This is a genomic window from Ilumatobacter fluminis, from assembly GCF_004364865.1.
GTDB classification, from domain to species: Bacteria; Actinomycetota; Acidimicrobiia; order Acidimicrobiales; family Ilumatobacteraceae; genus Ilumatobacter; species Ilumatobacter fluminis.
Genome location: NZ_SOAU01000001.1, coordinates 4,507,790 through 4,525,924, shown reverse-complemented (window position 1 = coordinate 4,525,924; position 18,135 = coordinate 4,507,790). Strand labels below are relative to the sequence as shown.

General features: G+C 64.7%; 12 protein-coding genes. 7 read left to right on the top strand and 5 right to left on the bottom strand.

From position 1 onward, the window contains the following. Positions 1-12: 12 nt before the first annotated feature. Positions 13-705 carry a polysaccharide pyruvyl transferase family protein gene (locus tag BDK89_RS22735; protein WP_208294146.1) on the bottom strand — a complete coding sequence of 231 codons (693 nt, stop codon included), beginning with the start codon at positions 703-705 and terminating at the stop codon, positions 13-15. Between BDK89_RS22735 and BDK89_RS22260 the strand changes: the two genes are divergently transcribed. After that, complete coding sequence (locus BDK89_RS22260; RefSeq protein ID WP_208294203.1) at positions 652-822, top strand: hypothetical protein; 171 nt, start codon at positions 652-654, stop codon at positions 820-822. The two genes, BDK89_RS22735 and BDK89_RS22260, sit on opposite strands and share 54 nt — an antisense overlap. On the opposite strand, the gene BDK89_RS20360 is transcribed toward BDK89_RS22260, so the two are convergent. From BDK89_RS20360 to BDK89_RS20350, 3 genes are read right to left on the bottom strand one after another with little or no spacing between them, the layout of a single operon-like run. Then, positions 819-1,691: a glycosyltransferase family A protein gene (locus BDK89_RS20360; RefSeq protein ID WP_133870708.1), complete on the bottom strand. Its 873-nt coding sequence runs from the start codon at positions 1,689-1,691 to the stop codon at positions 819-821. The two genes, BDK89_RS22260 and BDK89_RS20360, sit on opposite strands and share 4 nt — an antisense overlap. Before the next feature lie 2 nt (positions 1,692-1,693). Continuing rightward, positions 1,694-2,704 carry a polysaccharide pyruvyl transferase family protein gene (locus tag BDK89_RS20355; protein WP_166657733.1) on the bottom strand — a complete coding sequence of 337 codons (1,011 nt, stop codon included), beginning with the start codon at positions 2,702-2,704 and terminating at the stop codon, positions 1,694-1,696. A gap of 58 nt (positions 2,705-2,762) precedes the next feature. Beyond that, entirely contained in the window at positions 2,763-4,442 is a 1,680-nt protein-coding gene (locus tag BDK89_RS20350; protein WP_166657732.1) for an ABC transporter ATP-binding protein, read from the bottom strand. A gap of 312 nt (positions 4,443-4,754) precedes the next feature. On the opposite strand from BDK89_RS20350, the gene BDK89_RS20345 reads away from it, so the two are divergent. Beyond that, positions 4,755-6,347 (top strand): tyrosine-protein kinase domain-containing protein, encoded by a 1,593-nt coding sequence (locus BDK89_RS20345; protein ID WP_133870705.1) that lies wholly within the window; start codon positions 4,755-4,757, stop codon positions 6,345-6,347. Between the two features lie 21 nt (positions 6,348-6,368). Here the strand turns inward: BDK89_RS20345 and BDK89_RS20340 are convergent, their stop codons facing one another. Beyond that, entirely contained in the window at positions 6,369-8,597 is a 2,229-nt protein-coding gene (locus BDK89_RS20340; protein ID WP_133870704.1) for a DUF4012 domain-containing protein, read from the bottom strand. Between the two features lie 189 nt (positions 8,598-8,786). Here BDK89_RS20340 and BDK89_RS20335 point away from each other — a divergent pair, with 189 nt between their 5' ends. From BDK89_RS20335 to BDK89_RS20315, 5 genes are all read left to right on the top strand, one after another. Next, positions 8,787-9,530 carry a hypothetical protein gene (locus BDK89_RS20335; RefSeq protein WP_133870703.1) on the top strand — a complete coding sequence of 248 codons (744 nt, stop codon included), beginning with the start codon at positions 8,787-8,789 and terminating at the stop codon, positions 9,528-9,530. A 94-nt stretch (positions 9,531-9,624) separates the two neighbouring features. Then, positions 9,625-10,281, top strand: a complete 657-nt coding sequence (locus tag BDK89_RS20330; RefSeq protein ID WP_133870702.1) for a LytR C-terminal domain-containing protein — start codon at positions 9,625-9,627, stop codon at positions 10,279-10,281. Next, positions 10,278-10,826 (top strand): arsenate reductase/protein-tyrosine-phosphatase family protein, encoded by a 549-nt coding sequence (locus BDK89_RS20325; RefSeq protein ID WP_166657731.1) that lies wholly within the window; start codon positions 10,278-10,280, stop codon positions 10,824-10,826. Before BDK89_RS20330 ends, BDK89_RS20325 begins: the two co-directional genes overlap by 4 nt. 134 nt (positions 10,827-10,960) lie before the next feature. Then, the gene (locus BDK89_RS20320) at positions 10,961-11,308 is read left to right on the top strand and encodes a hypothetical protein (RefSeq protein ID WP_133870700.1); all 348 of its coding nucleotides are present in this window, start codon (positions 10,961-10,963) and stop codon (positions 11,306-11,308) included. A 215-nt stretch (positions 11,309-11,523) separates the two neighbouring features. Beyond that, positions 11,524-18,042 carry a carboxypeptidase regulatory-like domain-containing protein gene (locus BDK89_RS20315; protein ID WP_166657730.1) on the top strand — a complete coding sequence of 2,173 codons (6,519 nt, stop codon included), beginning with the start codon at positions 11,524-11,526 and terminating at the stop codon, positions 18,040-18,042. The last annotated feature ends 93 nt before the right edge of the window (positions 18,043-18,135 follow it).

Here is an 18,135-nt window from a genome sequence, read left to right as displayed (position 1 = left end):
GTGGAGTGTCGCCTAGGGCAACCTGGGGTCAGTCGAACAACTCCATAGGTCGCGTGGAAACGATTCTCTTAGTTCGAGAAATGAGAAGCTGGGTGCATCAACTCCACCGAGTTCAACAGCTTGGTCGACTGAAGCAGCAAGAACTGGGAGCGCGCGCCCGGTACCCAGGTAGTAGTCCTCGTACTTGAAGCGGGGTTCTGATCGTGAAATCATCGGACGAGCAGGGATTCCGAATGACTCGGCGACAATGATTCCGTGAAGCGATGATCCGACGACAAGGCTACTGTTAGCGATCCTGGCGAGCACCCGATGAACCGGCCAGCGGGGATTCACGGCTCTCGGATCACCACTGAAGTGCCGCCAATCGTGAAGATTCGGCACGATAGCAGTTCTTGAACGGTTTATATTCGGCCGTAGGTACGCTGAACGGGGAAAGTACTTGCCAATCAGGAGCGCTGGATCGCCAAATACCTCGGGCACGTCTTGACCGAGGCAAACAAGAGCATCCCGAGTCAGAGGACCTCGAACTGCCCGTACGTCTAGGCGTGGAACGGCAGGAATTTCGCGATACTTGCCGTTGATCCCGGAGCCCCAGACCGTGTCACCTCCCTGGGCAAAATGCAGGATAGACCCAATGGTGAGCAAGCGCCGATGGCCGACAGGCTCGGCCAGCCGCTCCTCGATCAAGATTCGTTCGACAAGCATCGGACCCAGCAAATCGCCGAAGTTGTTGACATATCGCCGGATCGGGGCGAGGAGGCCAAGGCGACCGTCTACCAGGCGCCGCTTAGGGTTCCAGTGCACTACCTCGACGGGCACTAGCGCCTACGATCGCGTCCGCGCTTTGCAAGCCTGACGGCTTTGTCCGACGTCATTTCAAGCGTTTCGAGGATGGGCGTAGGACCCGCGGCACTCAAGCAGCGTTTGGCGAAGCCGCTATCGAGTGGAATCCCAAAGCGGGCAGAGAGTGCTCTCGAAAGAGGTGGAGCTACTCCCGTCAGCTGTTTGCCCGAATGGTTCTCGCCGGTGTCCACATGATAGACGGCACCCCGAAACGGTAGGGGGTCGAGCACAACCCCACGATGCTCAAACCACGCTGCGGTATCTCGATGCGCACCGAGAGCATTATCTAGAAAGGGCCCAAAGGAGTTCGCGATGTCCGACTGGCTGGCGCCAGTGGTCAGCTTCGTACGAGGGTATGCGGCCGCCGAGATAATATGGCAGGTTCCGCAAGTTCGGTTGAACGCGTCCTGTTTACGAAGAGCGTTCCTGCTCATGGAGTACATGTAGCCGCGATCGATGACCCATCCACTCCGACCGGGTCTGCTGTTCGCGTACTCGGCCAATCGTCGGTCGACGAAGTCGTCGGCATCGAAGATCATGACGTATTCCGGGTCAACTTCACGGGCAGCAACTATTCCGGCGCCGATCTTTGTGCCCTTGTCCCAGACAAAGTCATCGCGTCTTGCATGGAAGCCGTCGGCCGACGCAGGAGGCGGGAAGTCGACCTTCAAGAAGGTCACACTGGGGGGGAGTGGGAAACCCGGAGTATCATTTCCTACGACAAAGACCACGAAGTCATTAGAGGTTTGCTGGCAGATAGACGCAAGTGTTCGTTGCAGCAAGAGTTCCACTCTCCCGTAGTCGCCTGAGTTGGCGGGATGGCGAATGGAAGTGATGAATGCGATCATCCTCAGTCCTTGCGTGCCTGCGCGAAGAGCCTAATCGCCATGGCTTTCGCTTCGTCTAGATTCTCAGCTCGGTACGCGGTAGAGAAGCGACCTGTAGTAGCTTTGTATACGGCGCTAACCTTCCTGGAATCGTTGTCAAGTGTGATATGCGGTATGCCGAGTAGCGCGCTCATAACATGCGCATGCAGACGATCGGTAACAATGACGGGATACTTCTCGAGTAGCTCAACCCCGCGATCGACGTTCAGGCGGTTGCGACTGGAAAGCGCCAATTGGTGGGCGGACATCAGCGTGGCTGAGACTGGTTGCGTGCCAAGCTTGCGACGGAGCTTCGCGCCGAGGTGGCCGGGCTTCGTAGCGAGCCGCGCGGCGGTGCCGGCCAATCCTGTGACTCGGGGCGTCGTCCAGTCCTCCCGTTCGAGTCGAATCTCTGGAACCCAGTCGACAGGTATGTGGCCGAGGCCTGAGGCTGCCTCACGATCTTGTCGGGCCAGCACGAGCAGGACGTTGAGCGGTATTGACGGTACGGATCTGTTGATCGCTGCTCCAAGCGCCATGTCGTGGCAGAACAAGGTGTCGACGTCGGGCAGCAAGTCTGTCGCTCTCCGCATAGATTCGTCATCTCGGAGGAGAGCGGTGAGGGAGCCGTGCTGGGCCAGTCGGTCGTTGGCCAACGCTGCCCGTTCGCGCGATCTGAAATGAACTGATTGGGGAAGTTGAACGATCGGGTAGTCGACCAAGTCACCGACTAGTCGTTCTCGGTGGTCCTGATGCCCAAGCCAGACATCGCCGAGGTTGCCCCCACCGTGGATCAGCACGACGCCTGAGGGCATAGCGGCCCGCAGCGCTGACGGGTCGTAAGTCGTGATGTCAGCGACGTACGCGATCTTTGCCTGGAGGGCCCTGAGATATTCCAACTCCCCGAGCCAGATCAGAGAGTCACCGATGTTGCGCTGGTTTGGGACGTCAAGCAGTGCCACATCGGTCCCCGAACGGATGAACTTGCGGAGCACCCGCAACGTCTCTGATCGAAGAATGCCGAGGTGTTGCGCATCATCCTTGGTCAGGCGACTAGACATGCGGCCCTTCTTGAACGCGACGAAAGAACCTCGGCTGCCGCAGCAGGTCAGACGGCGATCCCACGCTTGTAACCTCCCCGGACTCTAAAACGATAAGCCGATCGCACGCCTCGACCGTAGACAACCGATGAGCGACGATGATTAGGGTAGTTCTGCCTCGCAATTCGTTCAGAGTGCTTTGGAGCAGCTCTTCCGACTGAGCATCAAGTGCACTTGAGGGCTCGTCCAGGATGAGAAGAGCCGGCTCGCCAGCCAGGGCACGCGCGATCGCAACGCGCTGCTTTTGGCCGCCGGATAGCCCAGTTCCTCGAGGGCCAAGCATCGTGTCGAAGCCTTTCGGCAGTCTTTCGATCTCGTCGAGGATGTTCGCATTCCGCGCCGCCTCTCGAACCCTACTTCGAGGAATGTCGCGCCAAAAGGCGATGTTTTCCGCAACGGTCGCCTCAACCAGACCCGGCTCCTGCGGAACGAAGGAGACGAGCGCGGACCAGTCCTGCGCGTCGAAGTCGAGGTAATCTTGACCGTTAACCAGGATTGATCCCTCCGACGGCGGCCTCAGCCGGAGGAGGAGCTGGACGAAGGTTGACTTCCCGCCTCCCGATGGGCCGACGACTCCGATTGCCTCCCCAGAACCAATCTCGATAGACACATCGCGTATAGCTGGGAAACTCGGGTTGTACGAGTAGCTGACGCTCTTGAACGCTATCGAGTCGAGCCGCGAGAGCTCGGCTCGGCCGGTCGTGATTCGGCCGCTGTTGAGTTGCTCCAGGCGGTCCGTCAGTGCGTCCAGAGCTGGCACGCTCTCGACAGCCGCATGGTGTGCAGTGTTCGCACCTTGAGCCGCCGCCAGCGATCGAACCACCAATGCCGCTGCAGCGGCGAGGCCACCAACGTTCTCTTGGCCGGCCCAGATCAGGCCGCCGATCCCCAGAACCAACAGAAGCATTGTTAGGTCCCGGAGAAGCTTGCTGCTGGCTTCCACAGCGAAGCGCGAGTTTCGCTGTCGAAGGCGGGCCTCTCGGTTCAACGCCTCCACGGCATCTCGGGCTGCTACTTGCACACCGAAGACGCGTACTTCCATTGCCATCGAAGACAATCCAGAAACCTCTTCGGCGAACCTGGCGTTACTCGCTACGAACAGGCGGGAGAGGTTGAGGTTGCGATTCGTAAGCGGCCGCAGCGCTGCCACGAGCAGTGCGCCAGCGATCAATATCACAGACGTAGTGGCGGGGTCGACGGCAAAAGCCGCAGCGAGTAGCATCGCCAGAGAGACCAGCTGAGCTATCCATTTCGCAATTGAGTTGGCAAGAGTTGAAGTGCGCGCACTCAGAGTGGTCACGGTCTCCTGGAGCGAGCCCTCTCTCTGTACCGCCTGAGTCGGCCAGCCCGCTTCCGTAAAGCGGGCAACAACGTTCGACCTTGAGTTCGCCAGGACGGTGGAGCCAATATCTGCGGTCAGCCATGCGACGCCGAGGTGCGAGAATAGTCCGCAGAGGGCCGCAACGCCCGCAACGATGATGCAGACTGAGGGTGAGAGCGCGATTTCCACGAGCGGAAGCTCGATTGGGGAGGCGGGGCCGGCGGCGAGTGCCAGCGTCAACTGGACGACGAGAAGGAGAGCGAGGGCTTCAGCTAGCCCTCCAGCCGCCGCAGTAACGGCGAGCAGAGCCATCCGATTCCTGATGTCGCCTGCGAAGGGAGCAAGCCTTGTCCACACAGATCGATTCATTGTGCCGACCGCTAGAGGTGGCGGGAGCAAACGCCGACTGCACCAACGCAAGCGTTGTCGACGCTTGGGGATGATGCCAAGGGTTGTCGAACTGTTGTGCAGCCAGCTAGTGGGCAACCTTGGCTCGACACGCTTTCGACGAGTTCCGCCAATGACATAGCTAGAACCTACCCTCCGGCAGCGTCAGAGGCGGCCACATGTGTACCGGAGGGCACCGAAGGCACCTACCGAAGCTCAAGGTACAGTCACACTCCGATGTCGCCAACCGCAGATCACATGACGTTGCACGACTACCTCGCGATAGTCCGTCGGCGTAGCTGGGTCGTTCTGCTCTCGGTCGCAATCGCCTCTGGCATGGCGTCAGTTCTATCGATTGCCCAAACGCCGGTGTATGAGGCGGAAGCCCAGCTTCTGGTCCAGACTCGTTCAAGCGATTCGCTCTTCGGCAGTGGGCTCGATCTTCGGAGCGGCGATGCGGGCCGGGCGGTGCAAACCGAGATCCAGGTGTTGGAGGGCGAGCGTGTGCAAGCGCGCTTGATGTCAACGCTTGACCTCGTCGAGCGGCCTCCCAGCGTCAGCGCGACCGTTGTGGGATCAACCGACGTGATCTCCGCCAAGGTCCGTGGCGCGACCCCCGATGTCGCGGCAAGCCTCGCCAATCAGTACGTGCAAGCGTACATCGATGAGCGTCGTGAGCAGTCGGTGGAGGATCTTCTCGCCGGTACCGCCCAGGTCCAGTTCAAGATCTCCGAGTTGCAGACTCAGATCGACGCTCTCGCCGATGACGACCCCCAGCGTACGACGTTATTGGCGCAACAGGCGACTTTCGGTCAGACGCTCAACCAGCTGCAGGTCGACGCGGCACTAAAAACGGGCGGAGCCTCCGTGGTCAAGTCGGCGACTGTTCCCCGTGACCCAGTCGTGCCGACGCCGCTGCGGACAGCTGTGGTGGCGGGAATCGTCGGGTTGCTGCTCGGTCTGGCGGCTGCGTTCGCTATCGATTACTTCGACGACTCGGTACGAACGGAGGAGGACCTTGAGTCTGTCGCCGGTCGTCCCGTACTCGCCGTGGTGCCCATTGATCCGCCTATTGACCACCGACCGGTTTCACTCAGCGCACCTAGTGATTTCGCAGTTGAGATCTACCGCGGGTTGCGTACCAACATCCAGTTCCTGGGCCTCGATCGTCCGACAAGAGTTATCCAAGTCACCAGTTCGCTGCCGGGCGAGGGCAAGACAACGACAGCGACGAACTTGGCTGTCGTGCTCGCTCAGACGGGGCGCACGGTCCTGATCGTTGATGCGGACCTGCGGCGACCGCGCGTGCACGAGGTCTTCTCCGTGCCGCAGTCACCCGGGGTGATTGACCTGCTTGTCGGCGAACCGGTCGACTTGGTTGCAGCGGGTCTAGATCTCGAGGACGGAGTTGAACTCTCGGTAGCGGCGTCTGGCACGGTGCCGGGCAACCCAGGGGAGCTTCTATCAAGCGGACGGACCCGCGACCTCCTAAGGGAACTTGCCGATCGCTACGACTACGTCATCGTTGACTCGGCGCCGGTCTTGCCGGTCGCCGACTCACTTGCGTTAGCGGGCAGCGTCGATGCCGTCCTCTTCGTCACCCAGGCCAAACGAGCGACGAAGCGGAGTGTTGCTGAAGCGCTTGAACGGCTTGATCGCGTCCAAGCTCCGATCGTCGGAATGGTCCTGAACCAGGCCACCGCTGCGGATCGGGTCGGAACATACGGCTACGGTTATGGGTACGGAGACGGCGAGTCCGGACCACGCAAGGCTAGAGCTGCGGCCTCATCCGAACCGGCCCCTGCGGCCGACAATCGGCCTCCGAGCTGACACCGTCGAGTCGGCTTGGGCTCAGCGATCGAGCACGGAGCGACTTTCTAGTGTCCGAGGCGCGTCACCGAAATAGGCCCAGCGTTCCGGCTGCACGAGTGGTTGTGGTGACACGATCAGCTTGGTCTGGTCGAACGATGTGTTCGGACCGAAGCGGACTCGGAACGTAGCGCTGCCGTCCGGCGGGAGCACGAGCTTGATGCTTGCGGTCTGCAGTCCGGCTTCCTGGCCGGTGTTGACACCAATCGGCTGATCGTCCAGCCAGGCCTCGGTGACCGGTCGGGTCGAGTAGACGGTGACGAGCCAGCGCCCGTCGCCTCGTCCGAGGTCGCTCGACACGGCGGTCACGTAATCGGGGAGTGACTCGACCGGTGCCGTGTGTTTGATGGTGATCGAGAGTTCATCGCCGTCGGGGGTCTCCTCGTACACCATCCTGCGTTCGAGGTAGGAGTCCATCTTGCCGGTGCCGTCGTTGTTGATGGCCACGTGCACGCCGTCGCGGTCGCCTCGGCCGCCGAGCACGGCGCCGTCCATCGAGACGAGTTCGAGCAGGGCTTGCTCGCTCGGGTCCTCCATCCAGGCCATCAGGCGGCGCTCGCGAACCATCGGCGCCATCGCCCGACCGAGATCGATCGGCTCGGGTGCGTTGCCGCCGAGGAGCCGGTCGGTGACCGCTCGGGCGATCACCTCGAGTTGGTCGATGCGTTCGGCGTTGTCGTCGGTCTCGTACTGCTCGATGAGGAGGTACTCGGCGGTGTTCGTGCCGTTCAGCGGTGCGTCTCGCCCGTCGACCTCGACGTCGCCGACCAGGCCGACGAGCTGTTCGAGCGCATAGACATCGAGATTGAAAACGCCGTCGAGGTCCTGCCCGCCGCTCTGCGGATAGAGGATGTCGGCGACCCGAGCCGTGTGGGGGAAGTGCGGCGAGATGGTGTAGATCGACCACACGTCGGTGGCGACGGGTCGGCCCGGCCCGCGTGCGAAGCCCTCGCCGCCGTACTGGGCGAGCCAGTCCGCTGGTGCCTCGGACAGATCGAACGGTTCCGTGGCTGCCCGGTTGAGGTCGGAGTGGCGTCCGAAGTCGGTGAGTTCGATCTCGCCCTCGTCGATGGTGATCTCGGCGTAGTTGCCCATGAAGCCGCCCTGGCCGCGTGCCTCGGCCGGCGTGGTGAACATGACGAAGTAGACGCGCTCGCCGTCGGCGCCGAGCATCGCCGGCGCCCGGTCGAGCGCAATGACCGCTTTGTCGCCGAGATCGCGCTGTTCGGCGATGTCGACGCGGAGGTCGGCGAGGCGATCGGCGAGAGGCTCGACCAGCCACGGGTCTTGTGCCGACACGACCGCCGCGTCCAAGGAGGCGAGCGACTCCTGCAGCTCCGCCATCGGCTGCTGCAGGCCTTCGACAGCTTCGATGTCGATCCGACCGTCGACGATCCGGAGGGCGTCGAAGTCGATCTCTCCGAGCTGTGTGGCGACCGTGGACGACGCTGCAGCGGCTTCGGACGCCAGCTGGTCGACGGCGCGGTGGTGCTGGCTCACGACCGGCACCAACCGGGCCGGTGCGGTCCAGACGGCGCCGACGTCGTCGGCGGCTCTGCCGAACGAGGTGGCGGCACGTTCGAACGAGGACTGGGCCTGCTCGAAGTCGGCTGCCTTCAACTCGCGCAGCCCCTGTCGGGCGGCCTGCTCACCGGTCGTGAGGTCGGGGCGGGCCGATGTGCCCGACAAGACGAGTGCGAGCGTTCCGATCACCAACACGCCGGCTGCAGCGCCTGCGGCGATGTACCCGACGCGGCGAACACGGCGAGAGCGTCGACTCAGGCCGAAGGCGGCGAGGGTGATGGCGACGAGGACGCCGACCGCTGTGCTCACACCGAAAGCTCCGAGATCGCGAGCGGTCGACAACACGAGCAGGATCGCGCCGACCACGATCGCCCGCTCGACCGGTTGACTGCGACGGGCGGTGCCCACGGCGAGGGCCAGACCGAGCACGCCGACACCGACGAGCAGTGGCAGCCACGGTTCGGCGATGGCAGCGGCGATTCCGGCGGCGGCCGCCAGCGCCCACCAGGGTGCGGTGGCGCCCGACCACACGACGAAGACCGCCGACGCGATCAGCAGCAGCCAATCGATCACGGTCGAGCCCGTCGGACTCAGCCCTTGGAGGCCGAGGCCGATACCGGTGACCACGCCGACACCGAGGACGAGTTGCTCGTTGCGCCCGTCGACGTGCAGTTTCCGAGCGGACATGGGCGGCGAGACTACCGGCCGATCGCCCACCGTGTTGGGAGCGACCTGGCCAGGCTCTGCCCACGTCGTGCGGTCGGTCGACTACCCGGCGGAGTGCATGTCCTTCGGTGCACCGCTGGGCCATCGCCCCTGGACAACGACCCTGGGCTTGCTAGGGTCGCGATTTAGTCAAGTGGAGAGGACTATCCCATGAAGCGACTGATGGCGGGCATCGCCATCGCTACGGCGGCCACGATGGCCGGCGGCGCGGTGCAGGCCCAGGACAACGGGTACAACGTCAACGATCCGACCGTCGCGGTCGCACCGCCGTCGACCACGCCCGGCGGCACGTTCAACGTGAACGTCGACGACTGCATCGTCGGCGAAACCGCCACCTACACCTTCCAGGGCCAGAACAAGACCGCCACGTGCGTCGGCGCCAGCGCCGATTCGCTCACGGAGGCCATCGTCGCCGGTGGCACCGCCACCGCGAGCTTCACCGCCCCCACCTCGGCTGGCACGTACAACGGCACGGTCGCACTCGATCAGAGCGCCGTCTCGCTGCCGTTCCAGATCCAGGTCCAGGCCGCCACCGTCACCGTGAGCAACGGATCGCCGGCCCCCGGCAGCACCTTCACGGCGTCGATCCCCTGTAACGAGGACTCGGCAACGGTGAGCTTCAACGGTCAGTCGCAGACGGTCTCCCCGAGCGACGGCACGGCAACCGCCACCCTGACCGCGCCGACGGCCGCCGGTACGGCCACCGGCACCTTCACGTGTGGCGACACGGTCGCTTCGTTCAGCGTGACCGTGCAGGAAACCGACCCGATCATTCCGCCGACGGGCAACTCCGGCATGAGCGGCACGATGGGAATCGCCGCGGTCCTGCTCGTCGCAGGTGCCGGCATGTTCGGCGTCTCCCAGTTCCGTCGTCGCCAGACGACCGCCAGCTGACCCAACCTTCTCCACTTGATCTCGGGCGTCGCCTTCGGGCGGCGCCCGAGTCGCGTCCCGGCTCCCACACTCTCCCTCGGTAACCTCCATGCACGTGAAGCCCACCGTCGTCGTGACCGTGATCACGTTCATCCTCGCCGCCGCGGCCGGTGTCGCGATTGCCGGCCTGCCCTCGGAAGCGCCTGGTGCCGACATCAGGATCACCGAGATCCAGACGGTCACGCCCACTACGACGCTCGTGCTGGCACCGCTCGAGGTGTCGCCGCTCGTCGACGACGAGGCGACGGCCACGACCGAGCCGGCTCCGGAGACCAGCACGACGACGTCGACGACCTCGACCACGACGACGCTCGGACCGCCGACGACGTCGGCGTTTCTCGACTCCGAGACGACGACCACGACGACTTCGACCGTCGTCGAGGACGACGACGAGATCGCCACCGGCGACGTACTGCGCGAACGTGAGGCGCTGGTCGTCGCGACGGCGAACGCGACCGACGTCGGTGGCGTCGCCGGTGCTCACGCCGAGGAACTGCAGGGCTACGGCTACGTCAATGTTGCGCCCGTCGACACGACGCCGTCGGCCGAGAGCGCCGTGTACTACCAGCCGGGCTTCGACCTCGAGGCCGCCCGGATGGCCGAGGAACTCGGCTGGGGACTGCTGGCGATCGCCCCGTACGCCGAGCTGTCGGCGCTGCAGACCGACGCCACGTTCGAGCTCGTCGCGCTCGTCGGACTCGATCAGGTGTGACGCTGCGCATCCTCACCGTCTGCACGGCGAACGTCTGCCGCTCGCCGGTGGCGGAGCGACTGTTGGCGCAGCACCTGGCTGCGGCGGGGGTCGATGCCGAGGTGCGGTCGGTCGGGACACATGGCGGGCGGCTCCGGATGCACCGAGACACGTTGGCTGCCGCAGCCGCGATCGGGGTCGATGCGTCGGATCATGTGTCTCGTCCGCTGACCGCCGGAGCGGTTCGTGACGAAGGCGCCGATCTGGTGATCGGGATGACTCGTGAGCACTTGCGGGAGATCGTGGCGATGGAACCGGCGGCGTGGCCGCGGACGTTCACGCTGAAGGAGCTCGGGCGGGCTGCGCTGCGGGTCGGGCCGGCCGGTGGGGACGTGGCGGGTTGGGTGGCGCGAGCGTCGGAGGGGCGCAAGGCTGCCGACCTGATGGTGCCGTCGCCGGATGACGATCTGAGCGACCCGTACGGGCGGGACCGTCGGTACCACGACGAGATGGTGCGCGAGGTCGACGAGCTGACTCGGGCGATCGCTCGGGCGCTGGCTGCCTGAGCCGAGACCCGGGTCGGGTGACCTACGGAAACGCCGACTCCGTCATCGTTCCCTACGGCACCCGACCCGAGGACGTCGAAAGGAATCTCGAGAAAGTGCTCAAGGTCCGGCTTGGGGGTGCCGATACTGGGGCCATGGGGAAGCGTGCTGCTGCACCGCAGCCGACTCGGACGAACTCGCCGTCGGTGATCGGGTTGGAGCACGGGCGTGCCCTCGCTGCCAAGCAGGCCAAGCGCAAGAGTCGGTCCAACACGATCAAGACCGGCGTGCTCGTTGTCATGGCGTTCGCCGCGGTCGGGACCGCCGCGTGGGCCGGCTACGACTACTGGGAATCCGAGCAACAGCGCGAAGCGGACGAACGCAACCCGGGCCAGTACGACATGGACCCGCGTGAGGCGATCGACATCCTCGAAGACCAGCCCGCCTGGAACGGCGCGGGCAACGCCACGTTCGGCGTCGGCGACGGCGACGAGCAGCCGTAGACGCTCCTGTTCGCGCACCGTTCCCGGGTCATGTGACCGCCGGTAACTGCTCGTACCTCGCCGTCACCTTTGGCACCCGACCCGGAAGGAACCGGTTGTTGCGGCGGTGGTCGTGTCCTCGGGTACACCCGATCGGGTGACAACCGTGCAGTACCTTGACGGTTCGCCAGGGGAGTGTTGCGGACCACAGGGGAGACAATCGAATGGGTGGACTCATGCGTCTGATCGCACGGGTGACGGCGGTCGCCGTCGTCGCATCGACCGGAGCGGTGATCACGCACCAGTCGGTCAGTGCGGCCGATCCGACCATCGTGCAGGGTGTCGTCACCGACATGACGGTCGCCGACGGTGCCGAAGGCGTCGCCGTGCAGGTGATGACCGGCGCCGGGGTCGAGCAGAAACCCACCACCGTTGCCGAGGTGCTCAGCGACGAGTTCGGCTTCTATTCGATCGACGTGACCGCGTGGGACGACGAGCCACTCCACCTCAACGTCGTCGACCCCACCCGCCGCCTCGGTGCGGAGTTCTTCGTCCCCGTCGCTCTCACGCCCGAGACGACGAACACCGTCAACCACGACCTCGACCTCGGCGGAGTCATCAACGGCAGCGTGCGCACGCAGGACTGGTGGTTCATCGAAGACGCGTGCGCCACGATCACCAACCTGTCCGGCGACGTCGTCGTCCCCTACGAGTGGATCGGCACGTGCAGCGGTGAGTGGGGATGGTTCCAGCTGCCCGCGCTCCCGCCCGGCGAATACCTGCTCGACTTCGGTACGCCATCGCCCGGCGAGGCCTACCCAGTGTTCGACTTCGCGGTTACCGCCGTTGCCGGCGAGCAGTACTGGTACGACGTCATCATGCCGCTCCCGCCGAACACGACGATCTCGGCGGCGGTCACCGACGGCACCGACCCCGTCGACGACATGCGAATCGTGGCCCACACCACCGACCGCAACGGCGAGTTCCGAGCCCGCGACATGGAACCGACCGGCGAACCCGGCGAGTACTCCGTGTACCTCGGTGGGATCGGCTTCGGCAGCGAGCCGTTCACCGTCGACGCCCTGAGCACCTCACCGTCACTCGCATCCGACGTCGGCGCCACCATCGCACTCCAGCCCGGCTACGACGAAGCGATCGGATTCACGCTGCAGCCAGGCAGCTACCTCGAAGGCGAGATCACCGGCCCCGACAACGAACCCGTCTCCGGCGCGTGCGTGGTGCTCGAAGACCTGACGGGTGAGCCCGTTCTCCGACCCGACCACGCTCCCTGCACCGACGAGACCGGCACGTTCGCCACCTACAGCGTCCCTGCCGGGACGTATCAGGCGCGCATCGTCGCGCCGGACGGTCTCGACTCACGGGTGATCGGTCCCTTCACGATCACACCCGGCAGCCCCGCCTTCGAGACGATCCAACTCGACGAGTTCCCGCCCACGCTGATCGCCGGCCTGGTTCGCGACGAGGTGACCGAGCAGCCGCTGCCCGACGTGCGCGTCAAGGTGCGAGGCACCGACGCGTACGGTCAGCTGTTCGGCCAGGAGGTCGTCACCGGAGCGGACGGCCTGTACGAGCTCGACCTGACCATGTTCGAGCTGACCGGTGACGCGCTCATCGTCGACGCGATCGACGAGACCGGCACCCACGCCGCCTCACTCATGAACGAGGTGTACCTGCAACACGGCTACACCGAGCTGATCGGATTCGACCTGGATGCGGGCGGCCGCTTCGTCGGCGACGTCACCGACGTGTCGACCGGGTTCGCGCTCGAGGGAGCGTGCGTGCGGGTGTACGACGCGACCGGCACGACGCTCGCCGTTCCGTCCGACTACTCGCCGTGCACCGGCACCGACGGCCGATTCGAAACGGTCGGCCTCGCGCCCGGCGACTACGTGCTCGAGTTTGTGGCGCCCTTCAACTACGAGACGCTGACCACGACGGCCGTGACGATCGTCGCCGGTTCCGACACCGAGGTCGACGGCGAGCTCGCGCCCGTCGTCACCGGCATCGAAGGCCTCGTCGTCGAACAGGGCACGACCACACCGATCGAAGGCGTCACGGTCGCGGCGCGCGTCGAGACCGCTGATGGCGAGCAGTGGCTCACCACCTCGACCGACATCGACGGCGAGTTCGCGATCGACCTCAGCGACGACCTGCCCCTCTCCACCGTGCTGCTCGACGCCGTCGACCCCGACGGCGACTACGCCTCGGTGTTCGAAGTGCCGCTCGACGTGCAGCAGGGCTACGTCGAGCTGATCGAGATCGGCATGGAACCCGGCGGCACGATCGAAGGAACGATCACCACGCCCGCACCCGACCTCCTCCCGATCGAAGGAGCCTGTGTCACGGTGCGCAACGACGTCGGCGACGACGTGTTCCCCGCCCACGCACCGATCTGCTCCGACGAGAACGGTGACTACGCCACCCGTGGGCTCCCCGCCGGCGACTACACCCTCGACGTGGTGCCGCCGAGCAACGTCTACCTCGGCACGACGGATCTGCCGGCGACGATCACCAGCGGTGTCACCACGCTCGACCTCGAACTCGAGGCACGTCCGCCGGCCACGATCAGCGGCTACGTGACGGACAACGCCGACGAGCCGGTGTTCAACGCGCGGGTGCGAGTGCGCACCGAAGCCGGTGCCGTGGTGGCCGAGACCTACAGCGACAACAGCGGCTTCTACATCGTGACCGTGGCCGAAGGCACCTACGAGCTGGTCGTCGGAGCCCCCAACGGCGACGGCGAGTTCGTCCCCGCCGAGTTCTACCCCTTCGGCGAAACGACCAAGAACATCCAGGTCGGCGCCTTCACCTACCCGGTGTCGGGTGAGTTGTTGTTGGAGGGTGTGCCGTCGCTGGGTTGGGTGTCGTGTGGTGGGGCGTTTGGTTCTGCGCGGGAGGAGTGGGTGTGGGATCCGGTGACCGAGACCGAGGATGTGGTGTATGTGCCGTACTCGTTCGAGGTGTTGCCGGGGTCGTATGAGTGTGGTGTCGGGTTCCAGGGTCGTGAGGGTGCGGCTGATTGGAACTTTGTGCTTCGTGACACGGTGCCGTTGGAGGTGTCGGGTCCGACGACGTATGACGCAGCGGTTGATGATGTTGTCGATGTGACGGTGTCGGTGGTTGATGGTGCGGGTGCGCCGGTGTCGAATGTGGGTGAGGTGTCGTTGTCGTGGAATGCGCCGTGGGTGTGGGATCCGGTGACGGAGACGGAGTCGTATGTGGGTGTGCCGGTTGCTGGGACGTCGTTGGAGGTGTGGCGTGCCGAGGGCATGGCGTGGGGTGAGTCGTCGCCGGTGTTCCGGGTGCCGGATGGGTTGACGGGTGTCGAGGTGCGGGTGAATCTCGAGAACGGGTTGGAGTTCAACGAGACCATCGACATCAACGGCGGTGGTGTTGCGTTCTTGGAGATCGAGGTTCCCGACTTCGAGACGGTGTCGGGTGAGTTGTTGTTGGAGGGTGTGCCGTCGCTGGGTTGGGTGTCGTGTGGTGGGGCGTTTGGTTCTGCGCGGGAGGAGTGGGTGTGGGATCCGGTGACCGAGACCGAGGATGTGGTGTATGTGCCGTACTCGTTCGAGGTGTTGCCGGGGTCGTATGAGTGTGGTGTCGGGTTCCAGGGTCGTGAGGGTGCGGCTGATTGGAACTTTGTGCTTCGTGACACGGTGCCGTTGGAGGTGTCGGGTCCGACGACGTATGACGCAGCGGTTGATGATGTTGTCGATGTGACGGTGTCGGTGGTTGATGGTGCGGGTGCGCCGGTGTCGAATGTGGGTGAGGTGTCGTTGTCGTGGAATGCGCCGTGGGTGTGGGATCCGGTGACGGAGACGGAGTCGTATGTGGGTGTGCCGGTTGCTGGGACGTCGTTGGAGGTGTGGCGTGCCGAGGGCATGGCGTGGGGTGAGTCGTCGCCGGTGTTCCGGGTGCCGGATGGGTTGACGGGTGTCGAGGTGCGGGTGAATCTCGAGAACGGGTTGGAGTTCAACGAGACCATCGACATCAACGGCGGTGGTGTTGCGTTCTTGGAGATCGAGGTTCCCGACTTCGAGACGGTGTCGGGTGAGTTGTTGTTGGAGGGTGTGCCGTCGCTGGGTTGGGTGTCGTGTGGTGGGGCGTTTGGTTCTGCGCGGGAGGAGTGGGTGTGGGATCCGGTGACCGAGACCGAGGATGTGGTGTATGTGCCGTACTCGTTCGAGGTGTTGCCGGGGTCGTATGAGTGTGGTGTCGGGTTCCAGGGTCGTGAGGGTGCGGCTGATTGGAACTTTGTGCTTCGTGACACGGTGCCGTTGGAGGTGTCGGGTCCGACGACGTATGACGCAGCGGTTGATGATGTTGTCGATGTGACGGTGTCGGTGGTTGATGGTGCGGGTGCGCCGGTGTCGAATGTGGGTGAGGTGTCGTTGTCGTGGAATGCGCCGTGGGTGTGGGATCCGGTGACGGAGACGGAGTCGTATGTGGGTGTGCCGGTTGCTGGGACGTCGTTGGAGGTGTGGCGTGCCGAGGGCATGGCGTGGGGTGAGTCGTCGCCGGTGTTCCGGGTGCCGGATGGGTTGACGGGTGTCGAGGTGCGGGTGAATCTCGAGAACGGGTTGGAGTTCAACGAGACCATCGACATCAACGGCGACACCGGGGCGATCCTCTACTTGATCGATCCGGGGATCTGGTTCGTCGGGTCGAGCGGCGACTCGTTCGACGACGACAACGTCGACGACATCACCGAAGCGCTCGCCCCCAACCAGGGAGACGGCAACAACGACGGCTTCCCCGACTACGACCAGAACAACGTGACGTCGTTGCCTTCCTACACCGGCAACTACGTGACGGTCGAGGTCGAGAACGGCAAGACCTTCACCAACGTGCGCGCCGTCGACCCGGTCGCCGACGTAACGGTGGAGACACCCGTCCCCTCGTCGTACACGCTGCCCGAGGGCCTCCTCGACTTCCGGATCGACGGACTCACCCCCGGCGAGACGGTCGACGTCATCATCTACACCGAGTCGGTCGAAGGCGTCACCGGCTACGCCAAGTACGACCGAGAGACCAAGGGCTGGTATCAGCTCCCGAGTGAGTTGGTCGACATCGTCGAGTTCGACCCGCTCCATCCGAACCGTGGGCCGCACGTCATCGTCTCGTTGACCGACGGCGGTGTCGGTGACGACGACGGCGCCGAGAACGGCACCATCATCGACCCGGGCGGTCTGCTCATCCAGTCATCCACCGAAGGCGACGACACGCCGCCGGTCGTGACGGGCACCATCAGCCCCGCACCGAACGTCGACGGCTGGAACAACACACCCGCGTCGGTGTCGTGGGTCGCCGTCGACGCGGTCAGCGGTGCGACGCAGCCTGCTCCGATCACCGTGAACGACACCGGTTTCACGACCGTCACATCCAACGACTCCTGCGACGAATCGGGCAACTGCGCCCCTGGCGTCGTCGTGGTCAAGATCGACACAGCGGCCCCGACGATCGAGGCCATCGTCACGCCGGCGCCGAACGATGCCGGTTGGAACAACGGCCCCGTCACCGTGTCGTACGACTGCGTCGACGACCTGTCCGGTGTCACCTTCTGCTCCGATGCCGACACCGTCGACGGGGAAGGATCCGATCAGCAGGTGATCGGCTTTGCCAACGACACCGCCGGCAACACCGTGAACGCAACGACCTCGGTCAACATCGACACGACACCGCCGGCTATCACCTGCGGCGCACCGATCACCGTCGGGCGCGGCTCGTCGTCGACCCTCGAGGCGAGCGTCGACGACGCGCTCAGCGGCGTGGCTTCGCCGACGGTGGACGTGCCGCTCGACACCTCGACCGTCGGCACGTTCTCCGCCACCGTGACGGCGACCGACCTTGCCGGGAACCCTGCGTCGACACAGTGCGAGTACTCCGTCGAGCTCGGTGACGACACCCCGCCGACGATCACGGCGACGTTCGATCCTGAGCCGAACGCTGCCGGCTGGCACACCGGCGACGTCGAGGTCTCGTTCGAGTGTGCTGACGACGAGTCGGGAGTCGCCACGTGCCCTGCGCCGATCACCTTCACGGACGAAGGTGCCGACCAGCAGCACACCGTCGGTGCGACGGACGAGGCCGGCAACGCTGCCTCGACGACGGTCGTCGTCAACATCGATCGGACCGAACCCGACGTGACGGTGCTCGGCGTCGGCGATGGGCCGTATGCGGTCTCGGCACCGCCGACGCCGACGTGCTCGACGACGGATGCCCTGTCGGGCGTGGCCACCGACGCCAGCCTCGTCGTGACGGGCGGCAACGAACACGGCGTCGGCACGTTCACCGCGTCGTGCGTCGGTGCGGTCGACACCGCCGGCAACGAGGGCGGCGCATCGGCGACATACGAGGTGCGTTACAACCGTGCCGACGGCGTGTTCACCGGGGGGCCGGTGGTCGCGTGGGATCCAGATGATCAAGTCACCAACTCCGGTCGCCGCGGCCGCACGTACCCGATGGAGTGGGAGCTGTACGGAGCCGATGGTGGACTCGTGGCCGATCTCGATGCCGTCGAGTCGGTGATCGCCTACCGTTCCGTCGACTGTGACTCGCCCGCGACGAACGATCTGGGCGGTGAATCGACGACGCTGACCCAGAGCCTCCGGCTCACCGACGACGGTGCCTTCCACCTCAACTGGAAGTCACCGAAGGAGACCGGTTGCTTCGTGCTGGTGATCTCGCTCGACGATGCTTCGATCATCGTTGCCCGGTTCCGCTTGCGGTAGGAATCGGGGCGCCGCGGTCGGGCACCCGGGACAACGCGTCGGCGCTCACCAGTCTCGGCGACAGCTGACGTGAGTGACCCGTTCGGTTGACTC